The sequence below is a fragment of the Micromonospora sp. RP3T genome, assembly GCF_003027925.1.
Classification (GTDB): Bacteria; Actinomycetota; Actinomycetes; order Mycobacteriales; family Micromonosporaceae; genus Micromonospora.
In genome coordinates this window covers 102,497-119,833 of record NZ_PYPS01000012.1, presented here as the reverse complement: position 1 = coordinate 119,833, position 17,337 = coordinate 102,497, and the positions used below count along the sequence as shown (strand labels likewise).

Annotated in this window: 13 protein-coding genes; 4 read left to right on the top strand and 9 right to left on the bottom strand. The window is 74.1% G+C overall.

Annotation, left to right across the window (positions count from 1 at the left end; genetic code table 11):
* The gene (locus C8054_RS12390; RefSeq protein WP_107156928.1) at positions 1-981 is read right to left on the bottom strand and encodes an LLM class F420-dependent oxidoreductase; all 981 of its coding nucleotides are present in this window, start codon (positions 979-981) and stop codon (positions 1-3) included.
* 143 nt (positions 982-1,124) lie between these two features.
* Between C8054_RS12390 and C8054_RS12385 the strand changes: the two genes are divergently transcribed.
* Entirely contained in the window at positions 1,125-2,336 is a 1,212-nt protein-coding gene (locus C8054_RS12385) for a low temperature requirement protein A (protein ID WP_107156927.1), read from the top strand.
* Between the two features lie 172 nt (positions 2,337-2,508).
* A complete protein-coding gene (locus tag C8054_RS12380; RefSeq protein ID WP_107156926.1) occupies positions 2,509-3,393 on the top strand; it encodes a DUF1028 domain-containing protein in 885 nt (294 codons plus the stop codon).
* A gap of 96 nt (positions 3,394-3,489) precedes the next feature.
* Here C8054_RS12380 and C8054_RS12375 read toward each other — a convergent pair whose 3' ends face one another.
* The 3 genes from C8054_RS12375 to C8054_RS12365 all read right to left on the bottom strand — a co-directional run bounded on the left by C8054_RS12375 (position 3,490) and on the right by C8054_RS12365 (position 8,296).
* Positions 3,490-4,161: a maleylpyruvate isomerase N-terminal domain-containing protein gene (locus tag C8054_RS12375; RefSeq protein ID WP_107156925.1), complete on the bottom strand. Its 672-nt coding sequence runs from the start codon at positions 4,159-4,161 to the stop codon at positions 3,490-3,492.
* A gap of 9 nt (positions 4,162-4,170) precedes the next feature.
* A complete protein-coding gene (locus C8054_RS12370; RefSeq protein ID WP_107156924.1) occupies positions 4,171-5,052 on the bottom strand; it encodes a phosphatase PAP2 family protein in 882 nt (293 codons plus the stop codon).
* Positions 5,053-5,398: 346 nt separating this feature from the next.
* Complete coding sequence (locus C8054_RS12365) at positions 5,399-8,296, bottom strand: glycoside hydrolase family 48 protein (protein WP_199199724.1); 2,898 nt, start codon at positions 8,294-8,296, stop codon at positions 5,399-5,401.
* 841 nt (positions 8,297-9,137) lie between these two features.
* On the opposite strand from C8054_RS12365, the gene C8054_RS12360 reads away from it, so the two are divergent.
* On the top strand, positions 9,138-10,631 hold the full coding sequence (locus tag C8054_RS12360; protein WP_107156922.1) for a GH1 family beta-glucosidase: 1,494 nt from the start codon (positions 9,138-9,140) through the stop codon (positions 10,629-10,631).
* A 68-nt stretch (positions 10,632-10,699) separates the two neighbouring features.
* Here C8054_RS12360 and C8054_RS12355 read toward each other — a convergent pair whose 3' ends face one another.
* The 4 genes from C8054_RS12355 to wrbA all read right to left on the bottom strand — a co-directional run bounded on the left by C8054_RS12355 (position 10,700) and on the right by wrbA (position 16,020).
* A complete protein-coding gene (locus tag C8054_RS12355) occupies positions 10,700-11,113 on the bottom strand; it encodes a roadblock/LC7 domain-containing protein (protein WP_199199713.1) in 414 nt (137 codons plus the stop codon).
* 5 nt (positions 11,114-11,118) lie between these two features.
* Entirely contained in the window at positions 11,119-13,740 is a 2,622-nt protein-coding gene (locus C8054_RS12350; RefSeq protein WP_233219608.1) for a nitrate- and nitrite sensing domain-containing protein, read from the bottom strand.
* A gap of 101 nt (positions 13,741-13,841) precedes the next feature.
* Positions 13,842-15,242 (bottom strand): FGGY family carbohydrate kinase, encoded by a 1,401-nt coding sequence (locus C8054_RS12345; protein ID WP_107156919.1) that lies wholly within the window; start codon positions 15,240-15,242, stop codon positions 13,842-13,844.
* A gap of 160 nt (positions 15,243-15,402) precedes the next feature.
* Positions 15,403-16,020: an NAD(P)H:quinone oxidoreductase gene (wrbA, locus tag C8054_RS12340; RefSeq protein ID WP_107156918.1), complete on the bottom strand. Its 618-nt coding sequence runs from the start codon at positions 16,018-16,020 to the stop codon at positions 15,403-15,405.
* A gap of 89 nt (positions 16,021-16,109) precedes the next feature.
* Between wrbA and C8054_RS12335 the strand changes: the two genes are divergently transcribed.
* Positions 16,110-16,601 (top strand): GNAT family N-acetyltransferase, encoded by a 492-nt coding sequence (locus tag C8054_RS12335; RefSeq protein WP_107156917.1) that lies wholly within the window; start codon positions 16,110-16,112, stop codon positions 16,599-16,601.
* A 172-nt stretch (positions 16,602-16,773) separates the two neighbouring features.
* Here the strand turns inward: C8054_RS12335 and C8054_RS12330 are convergent, their stop codons facing one another.
* Positions 16,774-17,328 carry a hypothetical protein gene (locus C8054_RS12330; RefSeq protein WP_107156916.1) on the bottom strand — a complete coding sequence of 185 codons (555 nt, stop codon included), beginning with the start codon at positions 17,326-17,328 and terminating at the stop codon, positions 16,774-16,776.
* Positions 17,329-17,337: the final 9 nt, after the last annotated feature.

Sequence of the window (17,337 nt, the reverse complement as noted above, 5' to 3'; positions counted from 1 at the left end):
TCAGCTCCCGTCCTCGGCGCCGGCCCCGAGCCGGGGCAGCAGGTCGGCCCAGGCCGTCGCGCCGCCCTCGGTCGTCTCCGGGGTGGGCAGCACCGCCAGCACCGGCACGTCGACGCCGCGCGCGGCGTACCGGCGGGCGGCGGCCACGCACCGCTCGGGCGAGCCGTGCAGGACCAGCGCGTCGACCACGTCGTCGGGCACCGCGGCGGCGGCCCCACGCCGGTCCCCCGCCGCCCAGGCCCGCCACATCTCGCCGAGCGTCTCCTGCCGACCCAGCCAGCGGTGGAAGGCGGCGTACGCGGGCACGGTGAGATAGCCGGTGATCAGGCGGCGGCCCAGCGCGCGGGCGTACGCGGCGTCCTCGGTCGGGCAGACGAAGATCCGGGCGGCGACCTCGAAGCCGGGGCGGCGCTCCCCCAGCTCGGCGAGCGCGGTCGGCACGTCGTCGGCGGCGAGCCAGTTCAGGATCACCCCGTCGGCCTCGGCGGCGGCGAGCCGCAGCATGCCGGGGCGCAGCGCGGCCAGCAGCACCGGCGGTGGCACGGCCGGCGGGCGTTCCAGGGCGAACCGTCGGACCGTGAACGTGTCGTACGCGCCGTCGACGGTCTCGCCGCGCAGCGCCGCCCGCAGGAAGCGCAACACGTCCCGGGTCCGCCGGTACGGCTCGTCGAACGGCATCGCGTTCCAGTCCCGCACCAGCACCGGCGAGGACGCGCCGACGCCCAGCGCGAAGCGGCCCGGCGCGGCCTCGGCCAGCGCTGCGGCGCTCATCGCCAGCAGCGCCGGCCCCCGGGTGAAGGCCGGGGTGATCGCGGTGCCGAGGCGCAGCCGGGGCGCCCAGGCGGCGGCGAGCGCGAGCGGGGTGAACGCGTCCGTCCCGGCCACCTCCGACGACCAGACGTCGGTGAACCCGGCCCGGTCCAGCGTCGCGTAGACCTCGGCGTGGTCGGCGAGCGGCACGCCGCCCAGCGGCACGGTCATGCCCCATCGGTTCGTCACCCGTCGATCGTGCCCGCCCGGCACCGCCGGAGCAAGATCGGGGGCGATCCGACCGATCCGCGCCGCCGCGGCCGGTGGGGGTGTTACGACTGCCGGGTGGACGCGATCGAGGGCGGGGCCCGGCGGTGAGGGTCGACGAGCCCGCCACGCTGCGCTCGGACGACGGCGACGGCGACCGGGCCACGTTCCTGGAGCTGTTCTTCGACCTGGTCTACGTGTTCGCGCTGACCCGGATCTCTGCGCGCGCCTTCGAGGACCTGGCCCTGGAGGGCGGCGAGACCACCTGGTCGGCGGTGACAGGTGGCGGAAAGACGTTGCTGCTGCTGATCGCGCTCTGGATGCTCTGGCAGGGCACCGCGTGGACCACCAGCCGCTACGACCCGTACCACCTGTGGTTGCAGGTCATCGTGATCACCGCCCTGGTGTCGGCGATGGTGATGGGGGTGGCGATCCCCCGCGCGTTCACCGGGGGCGGCCTGGCGTTCGCCGTCGCCTACGTGGTGGCGAACGTCGGCCGTTCGGCGATCCTCCTGCTGGTGCTGCGCCGGATCCAGTACCGCCGGCTGAAGCTGCGGATGCTGATCACGTACGTCGTGTCCGGGGTGCTCTGGCTCGCCGGCGCGGTGCTGCCCACCAACCCCCGGGTGGTGCTCTGGAGCGCCGCGCTGGTGGTGGAGTATCTCGGCAACCGGTTCGGCTGGCCGGTGCCGGGGCTGGGCCGCTCGACCATCTCGCGCTGGGACATCCACGGCCGGCACCTGGCCGAGCGGTACCAGCAGATCTATCTCGTGGCGATCGGCGAGACGATCCTGGTCGCCGGCCTGACGTTCACCCGCTCGCCGGGCGGCTGGCAGAGCATCGTCGCGTTCTCCGCCGCCCTGGCGACGTCAGTGCTGCTGTGGCGGATCTACGTGCAGCGGGCCGGGCAGATCCTCGGCGAGGCGGTGACCGGGGCCGAGCACCCGGCCACCATCGGCCGCTCCGCCGCCGACACCCACCTGGTCATGGTGGTCGGCGTGGTGGCCACCGCGATCGGCTACGAGCTGGCCATCGAGCACCCCGCCGGGCACAACGAGCTGGCGTGGCTCGCCGTGGTGCTGGGCGGGCCGGCACTCTTCCTGGCCGGCCGGGCCCGCTTCGAGTACGAGGTGTTCGGCCGGGTCTCCCCGTCCCGGCTGGTGGCGATCGTCGCGCTGCTGCTGCCCGTCCCGTTGCTGGTGCGCGTCTCGCTGCTGGTGGCGGCCGGGTACGCGGTCGTGGTGCTGGCGGCGGTGGCGGTGGCCGACGTCCGGCGCGCCTGGGGCCGCCCGCCGGAGGCGCCCGCACCGCCGTTCTGACCGGCCCGCACCGCCGTTCTGACCCCGCCCGCACCCGTTCTGACCGCGCCCGCACCGCGGGTTCTGACCGCGCCCGCCGCGCTGTCCGACCGCCGCACCGCCGGGCCGGCCGCGTCCGCCGCCTCCCACCGGTGTGCCGACGTCGCGCCCGCCGCCGGGCTACGATCCGCGCGTGACGTTCTCGCTCGTCGCCCGCTCCGCCGACGGGCACCTGCACGGCGTGGCCGTGGCCAGCCGGTTCCTCGCCGCCGGGGCGCTGGTGCCGGCCGCCGAGGCACGGGTCGGGGCGGTCGCCACCCAGGCGCACGCCAACCTCGCCTACCGGGCGCAGGCGCTCGCGCTGCTGCGCACCGGTGTCACCGCCGCCGACACGGTGGCCGGGCTGGTCGCCGCCGACCCGGGGCGGGACGACCGGCAGCTCGCCGTGGTCGGCGCCGCCGGGGCCGGGGCCACCTGGACCGGGCCGCGCTGTCATCCCTGGGCGGGCGGCCAGGCCGGCGACGGCTGGGCCGCGCAGGGCAACATCCTGAGCGGCCCGCAGGTGATCGACGCGCTGCGCGACGCCTGGCTCACCGGCGTCGATCTGCCGTTCCCGCAGCGGTTGCTCGCCGCGTTGACCGCCGGCGACCGGGCCGGCGGCGACCGGCGCGGCCGGCAGAGCGCCGCGTTGCTGGTGGTGCAGCGCCACGGCGGGTACGCCGGCACCGGCGACGAACTGGTGGACCTGCGGGTGGACGACCACCCGGATCCGGTCGCCGAGCTGCGCCGCCTGCTCGGCCTGCACACCATGATCTTCGGTCGACCCGACCCGGCCAGTCTGCGCGACCTCACCGGGCCACTCGCCGTCGAGGTGGCGGAGTTGCTCGCCGCCGCCGGGCACCCGGTCGGCCCGGCCGGCCTGGACGACGCGCTCGCCGCCTGGTCCGGCCTGGAGAACCTGGAGGAGCGCTTCGTGCCGGGGCGGATCGACCCGATCGTGCTGGAGCACCTGCGGCGCGGCGCGGCCGACCGGTCGGTTGCCGACGGAACCGCCGGGCCGGCGCCCACGACCGGCTGACCCGACCCGCCCGCAGCCGGCCGACCGTCCGACCCGACCGTCCGACCCGGCCGCCGACGGGGACCGGCCGACCGGCGTCCGGCACCGGCGATCGGCTCAGCCGCCGAAGGCGAGTCGACGGATGCCGGCCGCCGCCAGCGCCGCCCGCTCCGCGTCGGTCAGCGGCAGCCGGCCGGTGGCCTTGCGCAGCACCGTGAACGCGTCCCAGCCGAGCCGGTCCGGCACCGGCCGCCCGGCGGTGAGCACGTCGACCGCCACGGCCGCCGCGGTCGGGGCCGTCCAGGGCCGCCGGTCCAGCGCGTCGGCCAGGTCCAGGCCGTGCACCGCGATCTCCACCACGCGGGTACGCAGGAACTCGGTCAACGCCATCGCGTCACCGTGCCGGGTGCGGACCACCCGGTGGGGCGGCTCGGCGGCCACCGCCGCGTCAGTGGTCCGCCAGGCCCGGCCGAACTCCCGTGCCACGTCGGCCGCGCCGGGCAGTTCCCCGGCCGCCGCCCGGGCCCCGTCGATCCGGTCCCGGTCGACCGCGGGTGCGAACTTGGCCGCGTCGAAGTACCCGGCGGCGGTCACCTCGGCCCGGGGCGGCGCGGGCTCGGCCAGCATCCCGGCCAGCCGGCCGGCGCCGGTGCGCACGTGGGCCAGCAGGTCCCGGACCCGCCACGGCGGGCACGGGGTGGGCCGGTCCAGCGCCGCCTCGTCGAGCCCGTGCAGGACCCGTTCCAGCCGCTCACACTCGTCGCGGAACGCGGCCCGTACCGGCTCCATCGGGCCGCCTCAGCCCTTCCAGCGGGGCACCAGCCGGTGCACCAGGGCGAGCACCAGCGCGGCCACCACGGCGATCGTGCCGGCGATGCCGGCCGCGCTGCCCGCGTACCCGATGAACAGCGGACGGCGGCCGAGCTCCTCGACGGCGACGGTGGACCGGTCCACCAGCCAGGACAACGCCACCGCGGAGGCCAGCAGCGCCACCGCGCCGCCGACACCGAGCACGGCGGCGGCCAGCCGGTGCGCGTCGCCGGGCTCCACCACGGCCCGCTCCCGCTGGAAGACCAGCAGCACCAGCCCGGCCACCGCGGCCCAGGCGCCGACCAGCAGGTACGCGGCGACCGCGTCGCTGGGTCGGTGCCAGCCGGCGGAGAGCGTGGCCACCCCGGCGGCGGCGGCGTAGCCGGCGCCGAGGAACGCGCCCGCGACCCGCAACTGCCGGGGCAGCACCAGGATCAGCGCGACCGCCACCGAGGCCGCGATCGTGGTGTGCCCGCTGGGCAGGCTGTTGCCGGCGGCGGCCCGCTCCGGGTCGACACCGAACTCGGGTCGGGTGAGGACGTACTTGAGCACCTGGGTGCTGACGTTCGCGCCGGCGATCAGCAGCGTGGCGGTGACGGCGAGCGCCTTGCGGCCCCGGATCAGCGCGATGAAGCCGATCACCGCGGTCGCGGCCAGCAGCGACACCACCGACATGGCGTTGAGGATGGTGTCCACCGGCCCGTCGACCCGGTCCTGGCCGATCTGGTTGCCGGTCAGGGCGACCGTGTCGAGCCACTGCCCCAGCTCGGTGTGCACGGCGAACCGCCACACCACCAGAAACGCGGCCGTCTGGACCAAGGCCAGTACGACCAACCAGACCGCCGTCCAACCCCTCGCCGTCTCCCGCACCCGGACAACTTAGCGGTCGGGCCGGTGCGGCGCGCGGTGGAGGCCGGGCAAAAAAATAGTGGAGAGGCCGCCACGGGGGGAGCGGCCTCTCCGACAAATACGTTACTCCGTCCGCGCCACGGATGTGATCCCGTGGAGCGCTGATTTTTCGGTGCCTTTTCGCGCCATGGGTCGCCCCGGGCGGAGTGGTGGGCCGGTCCGTCCGCTGCGTCGGCCGGACGGCCGGCCCACCCGGCCTGACCGTGGGCGTCAGGCCGTCCGTCGACCCGGCCGCTCCGTTCCCCCATCGGCCGGGTCGACCTCCTCCGTGGGCGGGGCCTCACCCGCCCGCGGAGGAGTCGTCATCTCATCCCTGCGGGAAGTAGGTCCCGTAGTCGGCGTACGCCATGGCGACGTCCGCCTGCGCCCAGAACCGGTGGTAGTTGAAGACCGGCTCGGCGCCACCGTCCAGGTACGCCTGCACCTTCGGCCAGTCCGGGTCCTTCTTGTAGAAGGACCGGATGTCCAGGAAGCTCTTGCCGGCGGCGATGGTGTCGCCGTTCGGCATCTTCCCGGTCCAGCCCGGCGGGACGTAGAGACCCTGACCGTCGGTGGCGTTGTAGACGTCGTCGAAGCGCTTGTAGTCGCCGCGCTTCTCCGGCATCGAGACGCCCTTGCTGTCGGCGGCCGCCGAGAGCGCGTCCAGCAGGCCCTTGGCGGTGGTCTTCGCCGCGGTGTTGCCGGACTTGGCCGCGTACGCGATGAGCGTGCGGGCGTAGGCGGCGGCGACGCCGACGTCCTGACCCTTGACCGTCACCTCGACGTGCAGGTTGGTGTTCGGCTGCGGGCTGCTCGGGTTCCAGTTGGCCGGCTGACCGGTCCACTTCATGTCCGACGGGATGGACCAGTTGGCGCCCGTGGTGGTGTTGGCGATCGCCCACGGCACCCACTTGTCCAGCAGGGCCTTGGCCTTGGCGTTGCCGGTCTGCAGGTACAGCTCGGCGATGCGCTGCATCGACCAGGCCTGCATGCCGAACCACTGGTTGGACGGCGGGTCGTTGTAGACCGGGTCGACGTCGTAGAACATGCCGTAGAAGGTGGCGGTGCCGGCCGGCGGGGTGCCGTAGTTGCCGTCCCAGCTGTTGGTGGCGCCACCGGCGATGCCGCCCTCGGCGGACTGGAGCCAGGTGTAGAACTCCAGCTGCCGGTCCATGCTCTTCTGCCAGTCGGAGACCGCGGTCGGCGACTTCGGCTTCAGCTCCGGCACGTTGGTCATCGCCCAGGCCGCGAACGGGTTCTGGTAGCCGAAGTGGCTGTGGCTGGAGCCGATCCGCCACGACCAGTTCTGCGACGTGTCGTACGCGCCACCCCAGGCGTAGTACCAGGAGAGCAGGTAGTGCGCCGAGTCACGGCCGCTGCCGGCCGGGCAGGTGCTGGCCCCGACGCAGTTGCCGATCTTCTTGAAGTACTTGTCGAACAACGCGTAGCGCAGGTAGTCGCCCATCTTGGCGGCCTTGGCCACGGTGGCCGCCACGTCGGCCTCCTTGCCCTGCGCCTTGGCCCAGGTCAGGGCCCAGTACGCGGCCTGCACGGCGCGCGCGTCGGCGTCCGGCGCGTTGGTGTACTTCCACTGCTTGGCCGGGGCGTTGGACTCCTTGACGAACAGGTCGAGGTAGCCGTACTGGCCGCCGTGCTTGAACGTGTCGCAGGACGGCTGCGGCACGGTCTCCCACACCGACTCCTGGGTGCCCCGCTGGAACGTGTTGATGTAGGCCGGCTTGGTGGTGCCGTCGCCGCAGCGACCGAAGCCGTACGTGTTGTCCACGTCCATCAGCCAGTGCATGCCGTAGATGTCGCCGGTGCCGTAGGTGGACTGCAGCTCCGAGCGCAGCGGGTCCTGGCCGACCGGGACGCTGGCCTCCAGCGCCGACGGGTACTGGCTGGGCAGGTTGTGCTCGGCGGCGTACTGCGGGGTGCCCGGCGCGCCGGCCGTGGGCTGGTCCGCGTGCGACGGGATGATGTACTTCTCCATCACCGTCCAGGAGTTGTTGAACGGGCTCCAGTTCTGGGTGACGCGGCCGTACTGCGCCTCCAGCCAGATCCAGAAGCTGAACGCCTCGGAGGTGGTCTCGTGCCCGTGGTCGGGCGCCTCCACGATCAGCGTCTCGACCGAGTGGTACGGCACGCCCTCGGGGCTGAAGTAGCCCGAGTTCTTGATCTTGCCGTACTGGTCGAGGAACTTCTTGATGTAGGCGTTGTCGCCGCCCGGGGAGTCGTTGTCGATCTCGGTGGCGACCACCGAGACCCCCGCCACACCGGTCGCCGACGCGGCGATGGTGGCGGTGCCGCTGACCGTGTCGGCGTCCTCCGCCGCGGAGACGGTGGCGGTGACGCCGGTGCTCCAGTTGCTCGGGGTGAGCGTCAGCGAGGCCGGCGAGACGGTGATGTCGCTGTCCCCGGTGACCGCGAGCGTCACCGGCACGTTGGCGGTGGGCGCCGCGCTGAGCGTGTACCGGACGCTGGCGCTGCCGCCCTCGTCGACGCTGACCGCCGACGGGGTGGCCACCAGCCTCGGCCCGGTGGCCGCGCCGACCGTGAACGACTTCTCCGCGATCGCGGTGCCGCCGGCGTTGTCGTACGCCTTGGCCTGCACGGTGTAGCTGCCGGCCGGCAGGCTCAGCAGGTCGTAGCCGTACGGGGCGGTGGTGTCGGTGTTGACCAGCAGACCGTTGCGGTAGAACTCGACCTTGCTGATGGTGCCGTCGGCGTCGCTCGCGGTGGCGGTCAGCGGAACGTCCGCCGGCGCGGTGAACGGGCCTGCCGGCACGCCGAGGGAGACCGACGGCGGCTGGTTGCTGGAGGCGCCGTTGCAGGCGACCCCGTTGAGCGTGAACGCGGTCGGCTTGGGGTTGCTGCCACTGAACGTGCCGTTGAAGCCGATGCTGGTGGACGCGCCGGTGGGCAGGCTGCCGTTCCACGACTCGTTGGTCGCGGTCACGTCGCTGCCGCTCTGGCTCCACTTGGCCGACCAGCCCTGGGTCACGCGCTGGCTGCTGTTCGGGAACGCGAACTTCAGCGACCAGTTGTTCAGCGCGTCACCCAGGTTCTTGATGGTGACGGTGGCGGTGAACCCGGTGCTCCACTCGCTGGTCGCGTAGGTCACGTCGCAGGCGGGGGCGGCCTGCGCGGCGCTCGCGGGCAGGGTCACCCCGCCGATGGCGAGGGCGGTGGCGGCGAGCATCGCCGTGCGGCGACGTCTGGCCATGAGTCTCATGTGGGCGGTGTCTCCTCGGACCGGGCCGGGGCCGGGGCCCCGGCGGGGCGCCTCCACGCGTCGACGGGCGTACGCGGGGGGACGGAGGCGTCCGGAAAGGTGGTCGTCCCGGTCGTGCCGGGGATCGGGTGCCGCACCGGTTGTTCACCGGGTGCCCTCGGCGGCCCGTGCTCGCGCGAGCTGGCTCCGCGTCGCGTATCGAGAGTCTGCCATGGAAGCGCTCCCACCACAACGGCCAGGGCAGATACCCACGTCCATGTTTCGATCTCGTTTAGGGGCTTTCACAAACCCGTGACGGGCGTTACAGTCGCAGCATCGCCGATGGGAGCGCTTCCATCGACGGACATGTAAGTTACTGAAATCGCCGGGGACACCCGTGCCCGGCTACCGGCCCAGTGGCCGGCGGCGAACCAGCCCGGACGCCGCCGCCGGCCCTCACCCGCCAGACGGAGGGAGGTGGAACCAGAGCCACTCGCGTGGCCCGGCTCCCGCGCGACACGCACGACGGACGCCAATTCCCAATCGTGCGTGTGTGCATCTCGGTGGGGACGGGGGTTGCCCTCCCCCGTCCCCACACTAAACCCCCGTTGTCGACGGCAAAAGAGGCCGACGGGACAGGCGTGACACGCCACCCGGACGGCCTTTCTCGCTATCTGCCCCACTCTCGCCGCTCGCCCCCAGCCCCCGAGCGACACCCGCCCACCCCATTCCGGCCGCCCGCCGGCCGCGCCGCCGCCCGCGCCGCGACCGCCGGATTCGAGGCCGGCCGCCTCCGGCCTATGCTGGGAGCGCTCCCGGCCCCGGGCGGCCCGTCACTTCGAGGAGAAGCCTCATGTCGTTACTCACCCGACGGCGCCTGCTCCGCCGCGCCGCCCTGTCCGCGAGCGCCGCCGGCGCCGTCCGGACCGGGCTCGCCGGTGCCACCGCGGCCGGGGTCGCCGCCGCCACCACCGCCCTCGGCGGCTGCGACAGCCCACCCGAGCGGCGCACCGACTCGGAGCCGGACCGCGGGCTGCGCTTCCCGCCCAACTTCGGCTGGGGCGCGGCGACCTCCGCGTACCAGATCGAGGGGGCCGCCAAGGAGGACGGGCGGGGTGAGTCCGTCTGGGACACCTTCAGCCGCACCCCGGGACGCACCCGCAACGGCGACACCGGCGACGTCGCGGCCGACCACTACCACCGGTACGCCCAGGACCTCGACCTGATGCGCGACCTGGGGCTGCGCAGCTACCGCTTCTCCATCTCCTGGCCGCGCATCCAGGCCGACGGCTCCGGCCGCCCGAACCAGCGTGGCCTCGACTTCTACCGCCGGATCGTGGACGGCCTGCACGAGCGCGGCATCGCGCCGATGGCCACGCTGTTCCACTGGGACCTTCCCCAGGCCCTCCAGGACGACGGCGGGTGGGAGAACCGCGACACCGCCGAGCGCTTCGCCGACTACGCCGACGTGGTGTTCCGCGCGCTCGGCGAGCGGGTGCCGGTCTGGCTGACCATCAACGAGCCGAAGACCGTGGTGCAGAACGGCTACCTCACCGGCCACCACGCTCCCGGCCACCGGGACCCGGCGGCGGCGTACCTGGTCGCCCACCACCTCCAGCTCGCCCACGGCCTCGCCGTGCAGGCGCTGCGCGCCTCCGGCGTGCCCGGACGCATCGGCCCCGCGCTCAACCTGCACCCCTGCTACCCGGCCGACGAGACCGCCGAGGCGGCCGCCGCGACCCGGCTCTACGACGGCTATGAGAACCGCCTCTACCTCGACTCCGTCTTCAAGGGCGAGTACCCGCGGGACGTGCTGGCCGACCTCGGGCCGGGCAGCCGGATGGCCCGGGGCATCCGGGACGGCGACCTGAAGATCATCTCCAGCCCGGTGGACCTGCTCGCGGTGCAGTACTACACCCCGATCTACGTCACCGGCAGCGGCGACACGATCCAGAAGTGGCCCACCTCCGAGGCCGGCTGGCAGCAGATCTACCCCGAGGGCCTGTACGACACGCTGACCCGGGTCACCCGCGACTACGGCCGGGTGCCGATCACCATCACCGAGAACGGCCTGCCCTGCCCGGACGCCCCCGGCCCGGACGGCACCATCGACGACGCCGGCCGGGTCGCCTTCCTGCGCGACCACTTCGCCGTCGCCCACCGGGCCATCCGGGACGGAGTGCCGCTGGAGAGCTACCACGTCTGGTCGCTGATGGACAACTTCGAGTGGAACGAGGGGTACGAGGAGCGCTGGGGCCTGATCTACGTGGACTACCCGACCCAGCGGCGGGTGTTCAAGCGCAGCGCCCACTGGTACCGCGACGTGATCCGCCGCAACGGACTCTAGGTGGGCGTGGCCCGGCCGGCGGCGTCGCCGGCCGGGCGCCCGGTCAGCGCGGCAGCGCCTGGTCCGGCTCAGCGCGGCAGCGCCTGTTGCAGCTCGGCCCGCAGCGCGGGGGTGAGCATCTCACCGGCCTGCTTGGCCAGCCGCGCCATCTCGTAGCCGACCACACCGATGTCGGCGTCACCGCCGGCCAGCGTGGCCAGGATCGAACCGTCCCGGATCTGCATCACCAGGAAGTAGCCGCGACCCATCTCGACCACGGTCTGCTTGACGATGTCGCCGTCGAACATCTGGGCCGCGCCCGCGGTGATGCTCATCAGGCCCGACGTCACCGCGGCGAGCTTGTCCGCGTGGTCCCGGGGCAGGTGCGCGGAGATCGCCACCAGCAGCCCGTCGGAGGACACCACCACGGCGTGCGCCACACCCGGAACCCGCTCGGCGAACGCGTTCACCAACCAGCTCAGGTCCCGTGCCTCCTGGCTCAACGTCGTCACTGTCGTCGTCCCCCTTCGTCACGCGGCAGGTACATCTCGGTCGTCTCCTCGGCCTCGGCCCGGCGCACCCCGCCGTAGAAGCGGGACAGCATACCGCCGACCGCCTCCGGGTCCGGCTCGTGCCGTACCGCCGCGCGGTCCGGCCCGGCCGGCGAGGAGACCGCGGCGAGCTGGGCCATCGGCACGCGTACCGGCAGGCCGCGCTCGTTGGTCCCCCCGGTGACCGGCGTCCGGGCCGGCGCCGGCGTCACACCGAGTACCGACGACGTCGGTCCCTGGCGGGTGAACCAGCCGCCGCCGGCCACCGTCCCGACGGCCGGGGCCAGCACGTCCTCGGCCCGACCGGGTACCGGCCGGGGCCGCGGGGCCACGCGGGGCGGGCCGGCGGGTGCGGGCTCCGCCACGTCGCCGAGCGGCCGGCCGGTCAACGGCGACACCGGCAGCGCCGGCTGCGGTGACTGCGGCGACTGGCCCGGCTGCGGCGACTGGCCCGAGTGCGGCGACGAACCCGGCTGCGGCCGGAGCAGCGGCGACACCGGGTGCCGACCGGCCACCGGCAGCTCGGCGGTCGCCGCGCCGAGCGCGCGGGACGCCGCGGCGGCCTGGCCGGCCAGCATCCGCGCCGGCACCGGTGGGTCCAGCCCCGGCGCGGGCGCCTCGGCCAGCAGGTGGCCCGGGATCCGGACCTGGGTCACCAGGCCCTCCCGGCCGGCGCGCAACCGCACCCGCACTCCGTGCCGGGCCCCCAGGTGGCTCACCACGAACAGACCCATCCGCTCGGAGGCGGACACGTCGGCCGCCGGCGGCGCGGCCAGCACCGCGTTCGCCTCGGCCAGCGCGGCCTGGCTCATGCCGAGCCCCTGGTCCACGATCTCCACCAACGCGCCCGGTCCGTCCGGCCCGACCACGACCCGCACCGCCGTGTCCGGCCGGGAGAACGCGGTGGCGTTCTCCAGCAGCTCCGCGAACAGGTGCACCAGGTCACCCACGGCGTGCCCGACCACGTGCAAAGCGGCACGATTCTCGTGGCGCACCCGCTGGTACTGCTCGATCTCGGCGCTCGCCGCCAGCAGCACCGCGCCGAGCCCCACCGGGCGGTTCCACCGCCGGGTCGACTCGGAGCCGGCGAGCACCAGCAGGCTCTCGTCGTTGCGGCGCATGCGGGCGGCGAGGTGGTCCAGCTTGAACAGGTTCTCCAGCTGGTCCGGGTCGCTCTCCTCACGCTCCAGGTCGTCCAGCAGCTCCAACTGCCGCTCGACGAGCACCTGACTGCGCCGGGCCAGGTTGACGAACATGGCGTTCACGTTGCGGCGCATCATCGCCTGCTCGACCGCGACGTCCACCGCGCTGCGGTGCACCGCCACGAACGCCTCCGCCAGCTCGCCCAGCTCGTCCTGGGAGTCGATCACCGCCGGCGGCACGTCGATGCGGTTCACCGGACGGTCCACCACCCGCAGCCGCTCCAGCGTCATCGGCAGCTCCACCTGCGCGATGCGCAGCGCCTGGCCGCGCAACTGGCGCATGGCCCGAGCCACCGACCGGCCCACCAGCAGGGAGATGAGCACGGCGACCAGGAGCACCGCGACGATGCCGCCGGCCACCAGCAGCGTCTCCCGCAACTGCCGGGCACTCGCGTCGTCGGCCCGACCCACCGCGTCGTCGACGATCTCGCTCTCCAACTGGCGGAACAGCTCCTGCCGCTGCTCGGTGGCCGCCCACCACTGCGGCGCGGACAGCAGCGCCGGCGTCGCCTCGCCGGTGGGCAGCGTCAGCTCCTCCAACCGGGTGGCCGTGACGAAGGCCGGATCGACCGACGTCCGGTCGTAGCGACGGATCTGGTCGGCGGTCGCCGCCACCCGGAACGCGCCCAACGCGGTGAGCTGCTGGGCCCGCAGGTCGCTGAGCGTCACCTGGGCGTCCGGCTCGTACCGGCCGGCGCGGGCGGCAGCGTACAGCTCGGCGCGGATCCGCGAGGACAGCTCCTTGACCCGGGCCAGCTGCACGTACCGCAGCACCGCCTCGGTCAGCGCCCGCTCCCCGTCCCCCGGCGACGGTTCGGCCAGCAGGTTGAGCAGGGCCGCGACGGCCCGGTGGTAGTTGCCGAGCACGGTGTCGCCGGAGAGCACCGCGGGCGGCACCGCGGCCCGGATGTTCACCACCTGGTCGTACGCCTCCAGCGCCTCCGAGTAGGAGACCCGCCAGGCGGCGTCCGCGTCGGCCAGCGGCTCGGCCGCGGTCCGCAGCTCGTCCACCGCCCGGTCGGTGGCCTCCTGCAACGGCCGAAGCGCGGCGACCGCGGCATCCCGGTCGGCGCCGGTGCCGGAGCGGCGCAACGCGGCCAGCTCACCGGCGGAGCGGTCCCGCTCCTGCTGGAGCCGGTCGACCACGGCGGTGATCTGCCGGCCGATGCCGACCTGCTCGGCGAAGTCGCTCAACGTCGTGGTCTGCCCCACCAACCCCCGGGTCTGCACGCCGGCCAGCACCAGGAACGCCACCGAGGGGATCACCAGCACCGTGGCGAGCTTGGTACTCAGCCGCCAGTCCCGCAGCCGGAACCCGGAGCGCCGCCGGTGCGGCGGTGGGGCCGCGCCGCGAACCGGGTCGGGACCTGCGCCCACACTTGCCTCCTCGTCCGACTCCACCACGCCGGGGAGCGGGATCCATCCAACCAGGCCGACGGGCCGTGTCAACGCCCGCCCGGACGGCATGAGCAGGACGGTCAGCGCGTCGGGGCGGCGCCCGGGTCGTCGGCGTCCGGCCGGCCGACATCACCGACGCCGCCGATGCGGGCCGCCTCCGCGACCCGCCCCAGGGCCACCAACGCGGCGCCGGTCGCCCCGATCTCCGGGTTGCGCTGCCACCGCACCGTACGCGGGACGAGCGCCTCGGCGAAGGCCGCCCGCCACCACGGCGAGGCGGTCAGCGCCCCACCGCCGAGCACCACCTCCATCGGGTCGGCGACCCCGGCCTCCAACAGCGCGAGGTCGTCGGCGACGAGCCGGCACAGCCCACCCATCAGGCCGGCGAGGAGTTCGACAGCGGTGGTGCCGAAGCTCAACCCGCCCAACTCGCCCGACCCGGCCGGCGCCGTGCCCGGCGGCCGGTCGCCGCCGAAGCGGGGATTGACCCGCAGCGTCCGGGCGTCGCCGGCACGGCGCAGGGCGGCGTCCAACTCGTCGCCCTGCGGCAGGCGCAACTCGCGGCTCGCCCAGGCGAACAGGTTCCCGCCACTGGAGTACGCCGCCCCGGTCACCACGTGGTCGTGGTCGACCCGGTACCGCCAGAGCTGGTCCGGCAGCGGCGGCAGCTCCGCGCCGGCCGGCACGGCCTGGATCATCCGGACCGCGGCGGACGTGCCGACGGTGACCGCGGCGCGGGACTCGTCGACACAGCCGGAGCCCACGTTGGACGCCGCGCCGTCGCCCACCGGCGCCGCCCACCGCGCCTCGGCCAGTTGCGGCCAGCGCCGCGCGTGCTCCGGGTTCAACCGGCCGTGCCAGCCCGCCGGGGCCAGCGGCGGCAGCCGTTGCGGGCGTACGCCGGCCAGCGCGCACGCCTCCGCGTCCCAGTCCAGGCGGCGCAGGTCGAGCAGGCCGGTGCCGGAGGCCAGCGACATCGACATGGGCGCGTCGTCGAGCAGCGCGCCGAGGACGTACTCGGCCAGGCCGACGAAGCGCGGAGACACGTCGCCCCCGCGTTCCCGCAGCCACGGCAGTCGCACCGACCAGTAGCAGCGGTGCCACCAGGTGCCGGTGCGGCGATGGTAGTCGTCCGGGTCGGCCGGGCCGGCGACCCCGACGGGCGGCGTCGGCCGGGTGTCCAGCCAGGTCAGCACCGGACCCGACGGGGTGCCGTCGGCGGCCAGCGGCAGCACCGAGTGCCACTGCGCGGACGTCGCCACCAGCCCGACCTCCCGCAGGTGCCCGCCGGCGGCCAACTCGTCGAGGCACTCCACCAGGCAGGCCAGGTAGCCGGCGCCGTCCAGCGTCCCGGCGCCGTCGTCGCCGGTGGCCAGGCGCACCTTGCGACGGGCCAGCGCGTCCGGGCGCGGTACCGCGTCCGCGTCCAGCACCAGCCCGCGTACCGACGAGGTGCCCAGGTCCAGAGCGAGAATGTCCATCGCCGGTCAACCTACCCGGCGCCGCCGACGACTCCGATCGGGTTCCCCCGCCCGGAGCGCGCATGGCGGGGCCGATCGCGGGTAGGCCGAAGGACGACCGGTGGTCCGGACGGGTTCGAGAGCCCTCGTCCGGCCACCGGTCACCCGCGTGCCGGGCCGGTCAGCCCGCCATGCCCCGCTTCAGCGCGGCCCCCATCAGCACGGCCCGCTTGGCGGTGAGCGCGGTGGCGGCCAACGCGACGTGGTCCGGGGCGACCTCACCGTTGTTGCTGGTGTGCGACGCGCCGTACGGGTTGCCGGCGACGAACTGGCTCTGGTCGGTGTAGCCGGGCGTCACCACGATGCCGCCCCAGTGGTAGAAGACGGTGTAGAGCGACAGCAGCGTCGCCTCCTGACCGCCGTGCGAGGTCGCGGTCGAGGTGAAGCCGGTGTAGACCTTGTCGGCCAGCGCGCCGTTGGCCCACAGCGGTCCGGTGGTGTCGATGAACTGCTTGAGCTGAGCGGCGATCATGCCGTACCGGGTGGGCGAGCCCATGATCACGACGTCGGCCCAGGACAGGTCGTCCGGCTCGGCCTCCATCACGTCCTGGGTCTCCAGCCGGTGCGCCTGCCAACCCGAGTTCGACCGGATCGCCTCGTCCGGCGCCAGCTCACGCACCTTGCGCAGGCGCACCTCGGCACCGGCCGACTCGGCCGCCTCGACCGCCGCCCGGGCCATCTGGTAGGTGATGCCGGTCGCGCTGTAGTAGATCACCGCGACCTTGACCTGGCCATCCATCAGAGCTTCTCCTTCGCGATTTCGCCGGTGAGCTTCGGCGACTACCCGTTGTTTGCCACGTCAAACGTCGGCCGTGCCATGCTCGACCGGTGGAGATCCGTACCGCGACGGCAGCCGACTGGCCGCTGATCTGGCCGTTCCTGCACGACATCGTGGCCGCCGGGGAGACGTACACCTGGCCGCGTGACGTCACCGAGGAGCAGGCACGCCGGCAGTGGATGGCGGCGCCGCCCGGGCGGACCCTGGTCGCCGTCGACCCGGACGGCACGGTGCTCGGCACCGCCCGGCTGGCGCCGAACCAGGCCGGCCCGGGCGACCACGTGGCCAACGCCGGCTTCATGGTCGCCCCGGTCGCCGGGGGCCGCGGCGTCGGCCGGGCGCTCGCCGAACACGTGCTGGACGCGGCCCGCGCGGACGGCTACCGGGCCATGCAGTTCAACGCCGTGGTGGCCAGCAACACCCGCGCGCTACGGCTGTGGCGGTCGCTGGGCTTCGACGTGGTCGGTCGGGTGCCGGAGGGGTTCCGGCACCCGACCGAGGGGTACGTCGACTTGCTGGTGATGCACCGCCGGCTGGACTGACCACGGCTCAAGATTTGCGCAAGTTCGGCGGGCAACCGCTCTCCCGGCCGGTCGCGCCGGGGATCCTGGTCAGACCGGCGCCGGCCGACCGCCGCCCCGCGCCGGGAGCCTGAACGGGGGATCGCGCTCCGTCGGCAACGACGCCGGCGTAGCGCGATCAGGGGTGCCGTGGTCAGCGCCGGCGCAGCCGGGTGCGGCTGAGGACCAGGTCCGCCGCGGCGGTGAACGATTCGACGGGTGCCGTCACCCGGAGCTGGTACAGCAGCGCCTCCGGCGAGTTCGTCCGGGTCTTCGCGAGATAGCCGTACTCGTCCACCACCTCGCTGTCGGCGCACTCGGCGAACGCGACGCAGGCGGCGATGCTCAGCACGTGGGAGGCGGGATCGTGCTGCGACGTCACCCAGACGAACACCCCGGCCTCCGGGTCGTCGACGCCCGGCAGGAACTCACTGAGGCTCAGCAGGGCGCCGGCGCGCCACTCGGGAATCTCGAGGAAGAAGTCGATGTCGGCGCCGAGGCCGGCGGGTTCGGCGACGCGGTCCAGGGCGTCCGCCGGCAGCGGCGCCCCGGGCCCGCCGCGGCGGCGCTCCGCGGACGCCTCGACGACGCGGACGGGCGGCGGGGCGTCCGGCTGGCCGAGCAGGTCGGCCAGCCGGACGCGGGTGAGATCGACGGCGTCGTGGAGGGTGAACCGACGGTTCACCCGCAGGTGCCATTCGATCGCCATGTCGCAAAC

Excerpts from the sequence above, each read along its gene's own strand:
- C8054_RS12390 (WP_107156928.1), bottom strand. The coding sequence starts at position 981 with ATGACCGTGCCGCTGGGCGGCGTGCCGCTCGCCGACCACGCCGAGGTC.
- C8054_RS12375 (WP_107156925.1), bottom strand. The coding sequence starts at position 4,161 with ATGGAGCCGGTACGGGCCGCGTTCCGCGACGAGTGTGAGCGGCTGGAA.
- C8054_RS12365 (WP_199199724.1), bottom strand. The coding sequence starts at position 8,296 with ATGGCCAGACGTCGCCGCACGGCGATGCTCGCCGCCACCGCCCTCGCC.
- C8054_RS12360 (WP_107156922.1), top strand. The coding sequence starts at position 9,138 with ATGTCGTTACTCACCCGACGGCGCCTGCTCCGCCGCGCCGCCCTGTCC.
- C8054_RS12345 (WP_107156919.1), bottom strand. The coding sequence starts at position 15,242 with ATGGACATTCTCGCTCTGGACCTGGGCACCTCGTCGGTACGCGGGCTG.
- wrbA (WP_107156918.1), bottom strand. The coding sequence starts at position 16,020 with ATGGATGGCCAGGTCAAGGTCGCGGTGATCTACTACAGCGCGACCGGC.
- C8054_RS12330 (WP_107156916.1), bottom strand. The coding sequence starts at position 17,328 with ATGGCGATCGAATGGCACCTGCGGGTGAACCGTCGGTTCACCCTCCAC.